At 42.3% G+C, this 13,756-nt stretch carries 16 protein-coding genes and 2 tRNA genes; 11 read left to right on the forward strand and 7 right to left on the reverse strand.

Annotated features, from left to right (window positions below):
- The first annotated feature begins 3 nt into the window (after positions 1-3).
- From lspA to A6B41_RS10575, 8 genes are all read left to right on the forward strand, one after another.
- Positions 4-495 (forward strand): signal peptidase II, encoded by a 492-nt coding sequence (gene lspA / locus A6B41_RS10540; protein ID WP_027073913.1) that lies wholly within the window; start codon positions 4-6, stop codon positions 493-495.
- Positions 496-1,440, forward strand: a complete 945-nt coding sequence (gene ispH, locus A6B41_RS10545; protein ID WP_027073912.1) for a 4-hydroxy-3-methylbut-2-enyl diphosphate reductase — start codon at positions 496-498, stop codon at positions 1,438-1,440.
- On the forward strand, positions 1,440-1,688 hold the full coding sequence (locus tag A6B41_RS10550; protein ID WP_027073911.1) for an FAD assembly factor SdhE: 249 nt from the start codon (positions 1,440-1,442) through the stop codon (positions 1,686-1,688). Before ispH ends, A6B41_RS10550 begins: the two co-directional genes overlap by 1 nt.
- 179 nt (positions 1,689-1,867) lie before the next feature.
- Positions 1,868-2,200, forward strand: coding sequence for a MaoP family protein (locus tag A6B41_RS10555; protein WP_027073910.1), 333 nt, complete (start codon positions 1,868-1,870; stop codon positions 2,198-2,200).
- A 67-nt stretch (positions 2,201-2,267) separates the two neighbouring features.
- Complete coding sequence (gene trmA, locus A6B41_RS10560; RefSeq protein ID WP_027073909.1) at positions 2,268-3,359, forward strand: tRNA (uridine(54)-C5)-methyltransferase TrmA; 1,092 nt, start codon at positions 2,268-2,270, stop codon at positions 3,357-3,359.
- Positions 3,360-3,451: 92 nt separating this feature from the next.
- Positions 3,452-3,541, forward strand: a tRNA-Ser gene (locus A6B41_RS10565).
- 77 nt (positions 3,542-3,618) lie between these two features.
- Positions 3,619-3,708: transfer RNA gene (locus A6B41_RS10570), tRNA-Ser, on the forward strand.
- 156 nt (positions 3,709-3,864) lie between these two features.
- Entirely contained in the window at positions 3,865-4,242 is a 378-nt protein-coding gene (locus A6B41_RS10575; protein ID WP_027073908.1) for a YbaN family protein, read from the forward strand.
- Here the strand turns inward: A6B41_RS10575 and xerC are convergent.
- Positions 4,239-5,150: a tyrosine recombinase XerC gene (gene xerC / locus A6B41_RS10580; RefSeq protein WP_027073907.1), complete on the reverse strand. Its 912-nt coding sequence runs from the start codon at positions 5,148-5,150 to the stop codon at positions 4,239-4,241. The genes A6B41_RS10575 and xerC overlap by 4 nt on opposite strands.
- Positions 5,151-5,228: 78 nt before the next feature.
- Entirely contained in the window at positions 5,229-5,519 is a 291-nt protein-coding gene (locus A6B41_RS10585) for a DUF5377 family protein (RefSeq protein WP_027073906.1), read from the reverse strand.
- 223 nt (positions 5,520-5,742) lie between these two features.
- Here A6B41_RS10585 and A6B41_RS10590 point away from each other — a divergent pair, with 223 nt between their 5' ends.
- The 3 genes from A6B41_RS10590 to A6B41_RS10600 are packed head-to-tail and all read left to right on the forward strand — an operon-like array spanning position 5,743 to position 9,027.
- Positions 5,743-6,411 carry a helix-turn-helix transcriptional regulator gene (locus A6B41_RS10590; protein WP_027073905.1) on the forward strand — a complete coding sequence of 223 codons (669 nt, stop codon included), beginning with the start codon at positions 5,743-5,745 and terminating at the stop codon, positions 6,409-6,411.
- Positions 6,412-6,434: 23 nt separating this feature from the next.
- Positions 6,435-7,712: an SLC5/6 family protein gene (locus tag A6B41_RS10595; RefSeq protein WP_027073904.1), complete on the forward strand. Its 1,278-nt coding sequence runs from the start codon at positions 6,435-6,437 to the stop codon at positions 7,710-7,712.
- A 13-nt stretch (positions 7,713-7,725) separates the two neighbouring features.
- On the forward strand, positions 7,726-9,027 hold the full coding sequence (locus tag A6B41_RS10600) for an L-cysteine desulfidase family protein (protein WP_027073903.1): 1,302 nt from the start codon (positions 7,726-7,728) through the stop codon (positions 9,025-9,027).
- Positions 9,028-9,095: 68 nt separating this feature from the next.
- On the opposite strand, the gene glyS is transcribed toward A6B41_RS10600, so the two are convergent.
- The 5 genes from glyS to glyQ all read right to left on the reverse strand — a co-directional run bounded on the left by glyS (position 9,096) and on the right by glyQ (position 13,638).
- Positions 9,096-11,162 carry a glycine--tRNA ligase subunit beta gene (glyS, locus tag A6B41_RS10605; RefSeq protein ID WP_027073902.1) on the reverse strand — a complete coding sequence of 689 codons (2,067 nt, stop codon included), beginning with the start codon at positions 11,160-11,162 and terminating at the stop codon, positions 9,096-9,098.
- Positions 11,163-11,430: 268 nt separating this feature from the next.
- Entirely contained in the window at positions 11,431-11,790 is a 360-nt protein-coding gene (locus A6B41_RS10610; RefSeq protein ID WP_027073901.1) for an endonuclease domain-containing protein, read from the reverse strand.
- 32 nt (positions 11,791-11,822) lie between these two features.
- Positions 11,823-12,086 carry a hypothetical protein gene (locus A6B41_RS10615; protein WP_027073900.1) on the reverse strand — a complete coding sequence of 88 codons (264 nt, stop codon included), beginning with the start codon at positions 12,084-12,086 and terminating at the stop codon, positions 11,823-11,825.
- A 10-nt stretch (positions 12,087-12,096) separates the two neighbouring features.
- Positions 12,097-12,714 carry a glutathione S-transferase family protein gene (locus A6B41_RS10620; RefSeq protein WP_027073899.1) on the reverse strand — a complete coding sequence of 206 codons (618 nt, stop codon included), beginning with the start codon at positions 12,712-12,714 and terminating at the stop codon, positions 12,097-12,099.
- Positions 12,715-12,729: 15 nt separating this feature from the next.
- Positions 12,730-13,638, reverse strand: coding sequence for a glycine--tRNA ligase subunit alpha (gene glyQ, locus A6B41_RS10625; protein ID WP_027073898.1), 909 nt, complete (start codon positions 13,636-13,638; stop codon positions 12,730-12,732).
- Between the last annotated feature and the right edge of the window lie 118 nt (positions 13,639-13,756).

Genomic DNA, 13,756 nt, shown 5'->3' on the forward strand with positions numbered 1-13,756 from the left:
ACAATGAAAAAAACAGGTCTTAGTTGGTTATGGCTTAGCCTCGTAACCATTATTTTGGATTTATGGTCAAAATATATTGTAGTTAAAAATTTTGAATTTGGGGAAAGCATTAATATTCTACCGATTTTCAACTTAACTTACGCCCGCAATTACGGGGCTGCTTTTAGTTTTTTAGCCGATCATTCCGGCTGGCAAAAGTATTTCTTTTTAGGGCTGGCAATCATTATTTCAGCGGCATTAATCTTTGCCCTATTTAAAAATCAAGCGGTCAAAAAATTGGAAAATTCTGCATATGCATTAATTATTGGCGGAGCCATCGGCAATGCCATTGACCGTGCTTATCATGGTTATGTAGTTGATTTTCTTCATTTTTATTGGGATGTGTACCATTATCCTGTATTTAATATCGCAGATATTGCCATTTGTGTGGGTGCCGGCTTACTACTGGTAGAAGCCTTTACAAACAAAAAAGAGAAACAAGGTAAGAGTGATTAGATGAAAATTTTATTAGCAAATCCTCGTGGTTTCTGTGCAGGCGTAGATAGAGCTATTTCGATTGTAGAGCTTGCCTTAGAAATTCACGGAGCGCCCATTTATGTTCGCCACGAAGTAGTACATAACCGCTTTGTGGTGGATGGACTAAAAGCCAAAGGAGCCGTTTTTGTAGAAGAGTTAAATGAAGTGCCGGATGGTGCAATTGTGATTTTCTCTGCTCACGGTGTTTCACAAGCAGTTCGCCAAGAGGCAAAAAATCGTGGCTTAAAAGTCTTTGATGCAACTTGCCCGTTAGTAACTAAAGTACACATGCAAGTTGCTCGTGCCAGTCGAAAAGGGACAAAAGCAATTTTAATCGGTCACGAAGGGCATCCTGAAGTTATCGGAACGATGGGGCAATATGATAATGAAGAAGGTGGTATTTATTTGATTGAGTCGGTCGAAGATATCGCCAAGCTCCCTGTTTCCAATAATGACGAACTCACTTTTATGACGCAAACTACTCTCTCAATTGATGATACCATTGGGGTCATTGATGCGTTAAAAGAGAAATATCCCTCGATTCAAGGCCCACGGAAAAACGATATTTGCTATGCTACTACCAACCGTCAACAGGCAGTTCGGGAACTTGCAGAACAATCACAATTAGTATTGGTTGTAGGTTCAAAAAACTCCTCTAATTCTAACCGCCTTGCAGAATTAGCTTCTCGAATGGGAGTGATGGCAAAATTAATTGACGGTCCACAAGATATTGACCCGGCTTGGTTAGACGGCGTAAAGACAATTGGCATTACCGCCGGCGCTTCTGCTCCTGAGGTCTTGGTTCAGTCAGTGATTTCTCATCTGAAAACCTTAGGCGTAACAGAAGTAGAAACCTTAGTCGGCAATGAAGAAAATATTGTATTTGAAGTGCCGAAAGAGCTCCGTATTCACGAGGTAAAATAATGGCCGAAATTAATCGTTTTAAATTAGAGTGGGAATGTCGCCGCGGTATGCGTGAGTTAGACAAAATGATTATGCCGTTTTATAAAAATCATTTTGATGAACTCAATGAGAGCCAGAAACTCGCATTTGTACAAATGTTAAGCTATACCGATCCGGAATTATTTCGTTGGGTCATGCTGCAAGAAAAAGCGCCCACTCAAGAGATTTCAGATCTTATTGATATGATCCGTTTAAAAATTGAACGTTAAATCATACTAATGAAAGATCCTGCTTAATTCTCACACCAAGCAAATTCACAAAATTTGCGAAAAATCGGGGAAATTTAACCGCTTTTTGCATTAAATCATTGATTTATTCTCTATTTTTGTTTTAATGTACGCCCGATTTTTCTTTTCCCAATTTCCAATAAAAAACAATGAGGCATATTATGGCAGATAGTTTTAGCGTTACACGTCGCTTTTTTGATGATAAAAATTACCCTCGCGGCTTCTCTCGTCACGGTGATTACACCATTCGCGAATCACAAACTTTAGAGCAATTTGGTCAAGCTTGCTTAGCTTTAGAAACCGGTGAACGCAAACCTGCTACAGCAGAAGAAAAACGTTTTGTGGCGGTAATGAAAGGTGAAGAAACGGCAGAAAGCATAATTGAAAAAGCCTGGTTAAAATACCGTTCACTAACAAGTGCAAGCAAACGAATCTACACACTTTCCGGTAATGCCGGTAGTGATGTTGGTGATGATTTTAGTGCAGCTGAATAATCTAATTATTAAAGAACCACGAAGCAATTCGTGGTTTGTTTTTTCGTTTTCTATATTGTGGTAAAAAATGACACTCCCTATCGAACAATATTCCGATCTCCTTGCAAAAAAAACAGAAAATCTGACCGCTTTACTTGCCCCTTTTAATCCTCCGGCATTAGAAGTTTTTTCTTCTAAGCCAAGCCATTTCCGTATGCGAGCGGAATTTCGGGTTTGGCATGATAACGGTGAGATCTACCATATTATGTTCAATCAAGAGACGAAAGAGCGTTATCGTGTAGATAGTTTCCCGATTGCAAGCACACTTATCAATAACATGATGACAGTGCTGTTAGCGGAAATTAAAGGCAAGGAGCAGCTTACCCGAAAGCTGTTCCAAATTGATTATTTAAGCACGCTCAGCGGTGAAATTGCGGTGTCATTGCTCTATCATAAAACACTCACTGATGATTGGATTGAGCAGGCAAAAAGCTTAAAAGCCCGATTACAAAATCAAGGTTTTAAAGTACAACTCATTGGGCGGGCAACCAAGCAAAAAATTGCCTTAGATTGCGATTATGTGGAAGAAGTTTTACCGATTCACGGCAAAAACTATATTTACCGCCAAGTGGAAAACAGTTTCACCCAGCCAAATGCAGAAATGAACATCAAAATGCTGGAATGGGCAAGAACTTGTACTAAAAACAGCCAAGGTGATTTACTGGAACTTTATTGTGGTAACGGCAACTTCTCTATTGCCCTAGCAGAAAATTTCCGCAAAGTGCTGGCAACTGAAATTTCAAAGTCCTCAGTGCATTCAGCTCAATATAATATTGAGCAAAATGGGATTAATAACCTACAGATTATCCGAATGTCGGCAGAAGAATTTACCCAAGCAATGAATGGCGTGCGTGAATTTTATCGCTTAAAAGGCATTGATTTAAAAGCCTATGATTGCAATACCATTTTTGTCGACCCGCCACGGGCAGGCTTGGATCAAGATACGCTTAATATGGTACAAGCTTATGACCGTATTCTCTATATTTCATGCAATCCTGAAACTTTAGCGGCAAATTTACAGCAATTATGTCAAACCCATCGTATTGAAAAGGCGGCATTATTCGATCAGTTCCCTTACACTCATCACATAGAAAGTGGCGTTTGGCTGATAAAAAAATAATTTATGCTGAAAAAAAGAACGAATAATCTGATTTTCAGATTTATTGCTTGACGATTATTCGATAAATCTCTATTATTGCAGGCGTTTTCAACGGAGGAATGGCAGAGCGGTTGAATGCACCGGTCTTGAAAACCGGCGAGGGTTAACGCCCTCCGTGAGTTCGAATCTCACTTCCTCCGCCATCAAATTTAGAGTCTGCTGATTGTTATCAGCAGATTTTCTCTTTTAAGAGAACAACAATTTCACAGACTTTCAACCCGGAGGAATGGCAGAGCGGTTGAATGCACCGGTCTTGAAAACCGGCGAGGGTTAACGCCCTCCGTGAGTTCGAATCTCACTTCCTCCGCCAGTATTTAAACCTGTTGAGCATTCAACAGGTTTTTTTATTTCCTATTTGCAAAAATATCTGACAAATAGACCGCTTGCATTCATTGCTATAAACTGTTGAAATCAAAGCAAACTTCCTTTAGGATAATTGCGATTCATTCTCAATAATTTAGCTTTCATGAAATTACTTTATATTATATCCGGTTTTATCTGTATTGGTCTTGGCATTATTGGTGCAATATTGCCGGGTTTACCAACCACTCCTTTTTTACTCTTGGCCTTGTTTTGCTTTACTAAAGGTTCGGAGAGAATTCGTCTATGGTTTATCCAAACCAAACTTTATAAAAAATATCTACAGACATACGATGAAAAGCGGGCAATGACAATGAAACAAAAAATCACAATTCTGGCAATTGCGTTTCCGTTTACTCTATTTGCCTTTATCTCATTGCCTCACATAGGTGGGAAAATAGCCTTAGCCGTGCTTGTAGTTGTTCAATATTGGTACTTCTTTTGCAAAATGAAAACTCTTGAAGCAACGCCCATAAAACCTTAATCTTCTTTCTTTCTTCTCGCTCTTGGGTGTGCTGAGTCATAAATTTTTGCAAGGTGTTGAAAATCCAAATGGGTGTAAATTTGAGTAGTAGAAAGACTGCTATGTCCTAACAACTCTTGTACTGCTCGTAAATCACCGCTCGCTTCCAACATATGGGTAGCAAAAGAATGGCGTAATTTATGCGGATGCAAATGGCTTTCCAGCCCCTGTCGTTCTCCCCACTTCTGCATCACCAGCTGAATTGAACGGTGCGATAAACGCCCTCCCCGCTTATTCAAAAACACGGAATTATCTTGAGGCTTAAACTGCCTCCGCACCTCAAGCCAACGGTGAAGGGCATTTAACGCTTTAGAACCAATCGGCACAATTCGTTCTTTACTGCCCTTACCTTGCACGCGAACTTCTTTCGCTGATAAATCCATATCGCCTAAATTCAGACCTTGCAACTCAGATAAACGTAATCCGGAACTGTACATCAGTTCCATCATCGCTATATCACGCAGATCGCTTGGCTCATCACTTTCAATCGTAAGAAGTTGCCCTACTTGCTCTGCATCAATATTTTTCGGTAAATGTTTGCCCACTTTCGGCGATTTCACACCAAGAGTCGGATTAGCATTCATTCGCCCAACCTTAATTAGATAGACAAACCACTGTCTTAATGCCACCAATCGCAAACCGATACTTTTCACACTCAAGCCCTGTCTATGGCTTTGGCTTAACATCCAACGTACCGAGCTACTTTCCACTTCTTCCCAACTTTCGATACCAGCCTGTGAAAAAAGCTCGCTCACCGCGGCTAATTGGCGTTGGTAGTTGCTCAAAGTATGCGGACTCACCTGCTTTTCAATTCGCAGAAAATCCCAATAGGGCTGAGTTTGTTGGAAAAGTGGGTTGGAGATATTCATAGAACTGTTTACAAGCGGTTGAATTTTAAGAAAATTTTGCAAATGGGCAGCTAAGCTACCCAAGTTTATCTCTGGAAATTATTCCAAACATAATTGACCAATCCGCACCCCCACATTACCGAGTGCAACAGAACTTAAATACTCGCCTAAAAACTCAAATAATTCATCAATATCAGTAAAACTGCGGTGAATTTTTATTTCATCTTCCACCTTACGAGTAAATTCATATTGAACATTTTCATCGTTAATATGAGCTTCAAGCGTAATATAAACAGTCTCAAAATAATGGCTTAACGAGCCCTCAAAGCCCGGATCGCTCACTCGCACATTCCACTGATTACTAAACAAAACTTCGGTTTTTACTGACATTGTATTTTCCTTCCTTTATAAGCTCTATATGCCATTGTAATCAAGATAGCTCGAATTTGCCACTTTTCCAACGCTAATATTATTTGGTTTGTCCTCTTATATTCCTAGCTAAAACATGATCATAGTCAAAAAATCATTACTTTTCCTTGTTATTAAAGTTAAATTTAATTGACCAAAATAAACAAATTATTATAATTCACCAAAATAAAAAGGGGAAAGAAATATGTTAGATAAATTAGATTACCTTGATGATGCCGATAAAGAAATTATGCTGTCTTACTTTTCATTAAGTGAAGCTATTGTAGGCCTGCTAGGTGAATTTTGCGAAGTAGTTATTCATTCTCTTAATGCATACGAAAAGTCAGTGATCAAAATTATCAATGGGCATCATACAAACCGTGAAGTTGGCTCTCCTATTACAGATAAAGGATTACAGTTACTAAAACTTTACCAAAAAGACAAATCAAGCACTGAACAAGTTTACTTTTCACGGTTAAATAATGGTAACTTAATTAAATCAACCACCCATATTATTATTGGTCATAAAGGTAAACCTATCGGTTTATTCTGTATTAATTTAAACTTATCTACTCCATTAGATAAAACCATTAGTTCTTTTATGGCTAGCGATCCTATTCCTCTCCATTATAAAAGTGAAAGTTTTATTACGAATCCGAAAGAACTCATTGAAGAAACTTTTCTTAAAGCAATCAATGAGATTGAGCAACATACTGCGAAAAATTCAAAACTCTATAAAAAATCCATTATTTTCTATTTGTTTGAAAATGGAATATTTGAGCTCAAAGAAGCTGTTCCCCTTGTTGCAGAAAAGCTCTCTCTAACCAGTCATGCTATTTATAAACACTTAAGAGAATTTAAAAATAATGCTTAATTTATACTAGCTAAGGAGAATATATGGATACTCAAAAACTCTCACCTGCTGAATTCAAGCAGGCAACAAAATTTGATTCAACTGATTTTGGCTGGGTCATTATGAGTATAGGAATGGCTATCGGGGCAGGAATTGTATTCTTACCCGTTCAAGTAGGACTTATGGGAATGTGGGTTTTCCTGCTTTCCTCTGTAATTGGCTATCCTGCCATGTATCTGTTTCAACGACTTTTTATTAATACTCTAGCAGAATCTCCGGAATGCCAAGATTATCCGACAGTCATTAGTGGCTATTTAGGAAAAAACTGGGGAATATTCTTAGGTATACTCTACTTTATTATGTTAGTCATATGGATGTTTGTTTACTCCACCGCAATAACCAACGACAGTGCCTCTTATCTTCTTACGTTTGGAATAACAGATACTCTGCTCTCTGACAACCCATTTTACGGTTTAATACTAATATGTATCCTAGTTGCATTATCGTCCCGAGGTGAAAAGCTACTCTTTAAAATATCGACCTTTATGGTTCTGACAAAACTTTTAGTTGTTGCAGCTTTAGGAATCGCCATGGTAGGTATGTGGAAACTACATAATATAGGGGCATTACCTCCGACTGGAAAACTAATAAAAGACGCAATTATCACACTCCCTTTCACTCTCACCTCAATTCTATTTTTACAAACACTCAGCCCAATGGTTATTTCCTACCGTGCTAAAGAACAATCAAGAGAAATCGCACGTTACAAAGCATTACGTGCTATGAATATTGCGTTTGCCATTCTATTTGTTACCGTTTTCTTTTATGCTGTCTCATTTACACTTGCAATGGGTCGAGAAGAAGCACTAAAAGCCTATGAACAAAACGTCTCTGCATTAGCCATTGCCGCACAGTTTTTTCCAGGTAGCTGGGCTACCTATGTGGGTGTGGCGTTAAATATCTTTGCAGTTATGACCGCCTTCTTCGGTGTCTATTTAGGATTTAGAGAGGCAACACAGGGCATTGTCATGAATCTATTATTAAGAAAATTTCCTGCGGAAAAAATCAATTCTAATTACGTACAAAAAGGGATTATGCTATTCTCTATCCTACTCGCATGGAGTGCAATAGTCCTAAATGCACCGGTATTAAGCTTTACCTCAATCTGTAGCCCTATTTTCGGCTTAGTTGGCTGTTTAATTCCTGCCTATTTAGTCTACAAAGTGCCTGCATTATTTAAATATAAAGGGCTAGCACTTAATATTATTATCATAACCGGTATTTTATTATGTATTTCACCATTCCTAACATTTTTAGAGTAATAAGGTTCTATCTATGAATATTCACTGTGAAAAATTAGAACAAGCTATTCTGAGTGCAGTTAACCATGAAGTTGTTCCTGCATTAGGTTGTACAGAGCCTATTTCTCTTGCCTTAGCCTCAGCAATTGCGCGCCAATATTTAAGGCATTTGCCGGAGCGAATTGAAGCCAAAGTTTCCCCTAATTTAATGAAAAACGGAATGGGGGTAACGGTACCGGGAACAGCAACCGTCGGACTCCCAATGGCTGCGGCAATAGGGGCTATCGGTGGCGATCCTCATGGCGGTTTAGAAGTGCTGAAAAACATTACGCCTGCTCAAGTTGAACAAGCCAAAACAATGCTAAGTGATGATAAAGTGTCGGTATCAATTTTTGAAACAGAACATATTCTATATTCTGAAGCAACATTGTTTTACCAAACTGAGCGTGTCTGTGTTCGCATTGCAGAACATCATACTAATGTCATCTATATTGAAAAAAACGGTCAAACAATTTTAAGTAAGCCTTGTGCAGTGAATAATGACGATATTACCGAAATATTTACCTCACTTTCGGCAAAAGATATTTTCGATTTTTCGATGAATATTGAGTTAGAAAAAATTCGCTTTATTGAGCAAGCGGCACAATTAAACTCTGCACTCTCAAAAGAAGGTTTGCGTACCGATTATGGATTACATATCGGGCGTACATTGCAAAAACAAATCGGCTTAGGCTTAATCAGCGATGACTTACTTAACCGCATCGTGATTGAAACTACATCCGCTTCTGATGCGAGAATGGGGGGCGCAAGTTTACCGGCAATGAGCAATTCCGGCTCCGGTAATCAAGGTATTACAGCCACCATGCCGGTTGTGGTTGTTGCCCGCCATTTAAATGTTAGCGAAGAAAAACGCATTCGTGCCCTATTTCTCTCCCACTTAATGGCAATTTATATTCACAGCAAATTACCTAAATTATCGGCACTATGTGCGGTAACGACCGCCGCAATGGGAAGCTGTGCCGGGGTTGCGTGGTTACTCACAGGGGAATTTGAAAATATTAGTATGGCAATTAGTAGTATGATTGGCGATATCAGTGGCATTATCTGTGACGGGGCTTCTAACAGCTGTGCGATGAAAGTGTCCACTAGCGTGACTTCAAGCTATAAATCCATTCTGATGTCTATGGATAACAGCCAAGTCACGGGCAATGAAGGCATTGTCGAACATGATATCGATCGCTCTATCAACAACCTATGCAGCATTGCCTCTCGTAGCATGCAATACACCGACAAACAAGTTATTGAAATTATGGTGAATAAACCGAAATTGAAATAATCCTTTGGTAAAATTCTAGACAAAACAGACCGCTTGCAAGCGGTCTGTTTCGGGCAACATTTTGCAAATTACTGTAACAGAGAGATATCCGCCACTTGCAGGAACAAGCCTTGCAGCGTGCTTAAAATCGCTAAGCGGTTTTGGCGGAGTTTTTGGTCTTCGGCATTGACCATTACGCCATCAAAGAACGCATCAACAGGCTGGCGTAAGTTTGCGAGTTTATCAAGAACAGCAGTGTAGTCGCCGTTAGCAATCAGCGGTTGCACTTCGGTTCTTAACGCTAACACGCTTTCCGCCAACGCTTTTTCTGCTGGTTCTACGCAAGCTGAAAGATCAATTTCGCCAATCGCAATATCCGCTTTGGCTAAAATGTTGCTGACACGTTTGTTAGCGGCTGCCAAGGCTTCGGCACTGTCTAAGCTGCGGAAGTGAGACACCGCACGCACACGGGCATCAAAATCGGCAGGCTTAGTCGGACGGCGGGCAAGCACAGCTTGGATGACATCCACCGCAATGCCTTCGCTCTCATACCACGCCCGGAAACGACCAAGCATAAAGTCCACCACTTCGTCCACCACGTTTTTGTTGGTGAGCTTGTCGCCGAAAAGTGCGGCCGATTTTGCGACAATTTCCGCTAAGTCTAACGGCAGGTTTTTCTCCACAATAATCCGCAGCGAACCTAATGCCGCACGGCGTAAAGCGAACGGGTCGGCACTACCTTTTGGTGCTTGTCCGATACCGAAAATCCCCGTGAGCGTATCGAATTTATCCGCCAACGCTACCGAGCAAGCCACTAGGCTGTTCGGCAAGTTGTCGCCCGCAAAACGTGGCATATATTGTTCGTTCAACGCCACCGCCACTTCTTCGTCTTCGCCATCGTGGCGTGCATAGTGCATACCCATTACGCCTTGCGTATCGGTAAATTCAAACACCATATTGGTCATCAGGTCGCATTTTGACAGCAAGCCGGCACGTTTGGCTTTGGTTTGATCGGCACCGATTTGTGCGGCGATTTCGCCCGCCAAGGCTTCAATACGAGCGGTTTTGTCACGCAAGGTGCCGAGCTGTTGTTGGAATAGCACGGTTTCAAGGCGTGGCAGTTGGTCTTCCAGTTTTTGTTTTAAGTCGGTTTTGAAGAAGAATTCCGCATCGGTCAAACGTGGGCGGACGACTTTTTCGTTTCCTTCAATAATTTTGCTCGGATCATCCGGATTGATATTGGAAACGAAGATAAAGTGCGGTAACAATTTGCCGTCTTTGTCGTAAATCGGGAAGTATTTTTGGTCGCCTTTCATTGTATAAACCAAGGCTTCCGCCGGCACGGCTAAGAAACGCTCTTCAAATTTGGCGGTCAGCACGTTCGGGTATTCCACTAATGAAGTGACTTCGTCCAACAAGTCTTCTTCAATATCCGCTACGCCACCCAAAGCGGTCGCTTTTTCTTGGGATTTTGCAAGGATCAACGCTTTACGCTCGTTGAAATCCGCCACCACCGAACCACGCTCTTTCAGCAGTTGTGGGTATTGGTCGGCGTTCTCAATGGTAAATTCACGCTCGCCTAAGAAGCGGTGACCACGAATAGTGCGACCGCTCGCCACGCCTAAAATTTCGCCCTCAATCAGCTCCGCACCGAATAAAAGGGTGACGGTATGCACCGGGCGGACGAACTGCTCGGTTTTATCGCCCCAACGCATTGTTTTCGGAATCGGCAGGTTTGCCAAGGATTTGACGATAATATCAACCAGCAGATTTTTAGTCGGCTGACCTTCAATTACCGCACGATGCACCAGCCATTCGCCTTTATCGGTGGCGATACGCTCGGCTTGCTCAACCGTGATACCACAGCCTTTCGCCCAGCCTTCTGCCGCTTTGGTCGGCTTGCCCTCTGCATCAAACGCCTGAGCCATAGCCGGCCCACGCTTCTCGATTTCTTTACTCGGCTGACTTTCTACAAGGTTTAACACCTTAACGGCAAGACGGCGAGGGGCTGCGAACCACTCGACTTTCTCGAAAGAAAGCCCAGCAAGGTTGAGTTCTTGTTCAACATTCTCCGCAAACGCGGTCGCTAATTTTTTGAGTGCCTTCGGTGGCAGCTCTTCTGTGCCGATCTCGGCTAGGAAGTTTTGTGTTGTCATTGTTAATTTCTCGTTCAAATAATTTATGTCTTTAAAATCTCTCACTTCGTTTCCACTTCTGCCAAATCTCCCCTAGCCCCTCTTTGCTAAAGAGGGGGACTAGATCACCATAAATTTGTAGTTCATCTGTCTTCATCATCTTTCTTTATCTTTTTCCATAAAGATCGTAAATAGCCATATGAATATAAATTACGCTCTACACGATCACCCCTCTTTAGCAAAGAGGGGAGGGGGAGATTTGGCAGACTAAATTAACGGAGAAAATACCCTATTCGCCCACCGATTGAAGATACAACCAAATCTCTTCAATCACACTTTCAATCTCTGTCATCACTCGGTAATTATCAAACCGCAAAACCGTCAAACCTAATGATGCCAACTCCGCATCACGGATTTTATCGTTCGCCTGATGCTCAGGCTCGTAATGTTGGCTGCCGTCCAATTCCAAAACCAGTTTTGCCTTTGGACAGTAAAAATCCACAATATAGCTTAACAGCGGTTTTTGCCGATAAAAACGAAAGCCAAGTTGGTCACTCCGAACCCGATACCACAACCGTTTTTCTGCTTCGGTTTGTGTAGTTCGCAATGTTTGCGAATTGGGCTTGAGCGTTTTTACATAAGGTTGCATTTTGCAAAATTTCCGCTAAATTTCACCGCTTATTAGCCGAAAATCCCTTCCAGCTCAGCTAAATCCAACACCACTTTATCGTCTCCCAACAGCAACGCCGGAATGCCGATATAGCCGTTGGCTTTGGCATTGTCAAAGGCAGAATGTCTGTCCCGCAGACGTAAAAACGGTTTGAAATTTGCACCGCTCTTTGTGATATCGCATTCGTCAAATTCCACGTCCAAACGCGCTAACTCGGCAATAAAAGGTTCGGTGTCAGGGCACCAGTGTGCGAAATATAAAATCGGTTTTGTCATGATGATTCCTTTATGCCGTTGGTTTCGTTTCGCGCAGTGCTGGGTATTTCTCGTTCATCATCGCTGCCCAAGCGGTCAGATTTGGGAAATTTTTTGCTAAATCGTAGCCGGTGTTCTCGGGGCGGAACTGCCACCAATCAATTAAACAGACCGCGGTTAGTGTGCCGATATTAAGTTCATCGCCAAACTCGGCGAGCTTTTCTTCGAGCTGGGCAAAGCTGCGAATGTTTCGTGCCATCAGCTGTTGATGGCGGGCTGTCCACCACTCATTTTCAGGGCGAAAGCGGCGTTCGGTGACAATCGTCGGTGTGGTATTTTCCAAAATGCCTTCCACCAACGCGTGTAAACTCAGCACTCGCCAACGTTGTTCATCTTGTGGGAAGAGCGTGGGTTTCGCGCCGATTTCGTCTAAATACTGGCTAATCAAAAAACTGCCGAACAGCCAGTCGCCGTTTTGCATTTGTAACGCCGGAATACGCCCTAACGGGTTGTCTTGATTGTGCGGCGAGTCGGGGTCAAATGAGTTGGTAATACGCAACAGCTCGACTTGCTGTTCAAGTTGATGATATTTCACCGTCGCCACCGCTTTGCGGGCGAACGAGCTGGTGGTTGAGTACCAAAGTTTCATTTTCTCCCCCATTGGTTATTTTTTACAGCCCGGGAATCCTAACGCTTCACGGCTGGCGTAATAGGCTTCCGCCACGCCTTTGGTTAAGGCACGAATGCGTAAAATGTAGCGTTGGCGTTCAGTCACGGAAATCGCTTTGCGAGCGTCTAACAAGTTAAAGCTGTGAGCCGCTTTTAAGATGCGTTCGTAAGCCGGCAGTGGCAACGGTTTTTCGAGACCGAGCAAGTATTGGGCTTCTTTTTCGTACTGTTCGAAGCATTGGAACAGGAAATCCACATCGGCATATTCAAAATTGTAGGTAGATTGCTCCACTTCGTTTTGGTGGAACACGTCGCCGTAGGTGGTTTTGCCTAGTTCGCCGTCAGACCACACGAGGTCGTACACCGAGTCCACGCCTTGAATATACATCGCCAAACGCTCTAAGCCGTAGGTGATTTCGCCCGTCACCGGCTTACATTCCAAGCCGCCGACTTGTTGGAAGTAGGTGAATTGGGTGACTTCCATTCCGTTCAACCACACTTCCCAGCCTAAACCCCACGCCCCGAGCGTTGGGTTTTCCCAGTTGTCTTCCACAAAACGAATATCGTTTTGGGTTGGGTCGAAGCCGAGCATTTTCAGGCTGTCGAGGTAGAGTTCTTGAATGTTGTCCGGCGATGGTTTGATCACCACTTGGAATTGGTAGTAGTGTTGCAAACGGTTCGGGTTTTCGCCATAGCGACCGTCTGTCGGGCGGCGGGACGGTTGCACATACGCAAATGCCATCGGCTCAGGGCCTAACGCACGCAAACAGGTCATCGGGTGGGAGGTGCCTGCACCTACTTCCATATCAAACGGCTGAACCACGGTGCAGCCTTTGCTCGCCCAGTAATCTTGTAGGGCTAAAATCATTCCTTGGAACGTTTTTACATTGAATTTTGTTGTCATAACGTTATCTCTACTAATTATTTCAAAAATTGTTGAAAAATACTGGTTATTATAGCCTGTAAGCGGTCTTTTTTTGGGATTTTTTTGCAAATTTTTTAGGAAATTTAACCGCTTGTAG

The sequence above is a fragment of the Mannheimia granulomatis genome (assembly GCF_013377255.1).
GTDB classification, from domain to species: domain Bacteria; phylum Pseudomonadota; class Gammaproteobacteria; order Enterobacterales; family Pasteurellaceae; genus Mannheimia; species Mannheimia granulomatis.

Coding starts and splice junctions, on each gene's coding strand:
- lspA (WP_027073913.1), top strand. CDS start 4: ATGAAAAAAACAGGTCTTAGTTGGTTATGGCTTAGCCTCGTAACCATT.
- ispH (WP_027073912.1), top strand. CDS start 496: ATGAAAATTTTATTAGCAAATCCTCGTGGTTTCTGTGCAGGCGTAGAT.
- A6B41_RS10550 (WP_027073911.1), top strand. CDS start 1,440: ATGGCCGAAATTAATCGTTTTAAATTAGAGTGGGAATGTCGCCGCGGT.
- A6B41_RS10555 (WP_027073910.1), top strand. CDS start 1,868: ATGGCAGATAGTTTTAGCGTTACACGTCGCTTTTTTGATGATAAAAAT.
- trmA (WP_027073909.1), top strand. CDS start 2,268: ATGACACTCCCTATCGAACAATATTCCGATCTCCTTGCAAAAAAAACA.
- A6B41_RS10575 (WP_027073908.1), top strand. CDS start 3,865: ATGAAATTACTTTATATTATATCCGGTTTTATCTGTATTGGTCTTGGC.
- xerC (WP_027073907.1), bottom strand. CDS start 5,150: ATGAATATCTCCAACCCACTTTTCCAACAAACTCAGCCCTATTGGGAT.
- A6B41_RS10585 (WP_027073906.1), bottom strand. CDS start 5,519: ATGTCAGTAAAAACCGAAGTTTTGTTTAGTAATCAGTGGAATGTGCGA.
- A6B41_RS10590 (WP_027073905.1), top strand. CDS start 5,743: ATGTTAGATAAATTAGATTACCTTGATGATGCCGATAAAGAAATTATG.
- A6B41_RS10595 (WP_027073904.1), top strand. CDS start 6,435: ATGGATACTCAAAAACTCTCACCTGCTGAATTCAAGCAGGCAACAAAA.
- A6B41_RS10600 (WP_027073903.1), top strand. CDS start 7,726: ATGAATATTCACTGTGAAAAATTAGAACAAGCTATTCTGAGTGCAGTT.
- glyS (WP_027073902.1), bottom strand. CDS start 11,162: ATGACAACACAAAACTTCCTAGCCGAGATCGGCACAGAAGAGCTGCCA.
- A6B41_RS10610 (WP_027073901.1), bottom strand. CDS start 11,790: ATGCAACCTTATGTAAAAACGCTCAAGCCCAATTCGCAAACATTGCGA.
- A6B41_RS10615 (WP_027073900.1), bottom strand. CDS start 12,086: ATGACAAAACCGATTTTATATTTCGCACACTGGTGCCCTGACACCGAA.
- A6B41_RS10620 (WP_027073899.1), bottom strand. CDS start 12,714: ATGAAACTTTGGTACTCAACCACCAGCTCGTTCGCCCGCAAAGCGGTG.
- glyQ (WP_027073898.1), bottom strand. CDS start 13,638: ATGACAACAAAATTCAATGTAAAAACGTTCCAAGGAATGATTTTAGCC.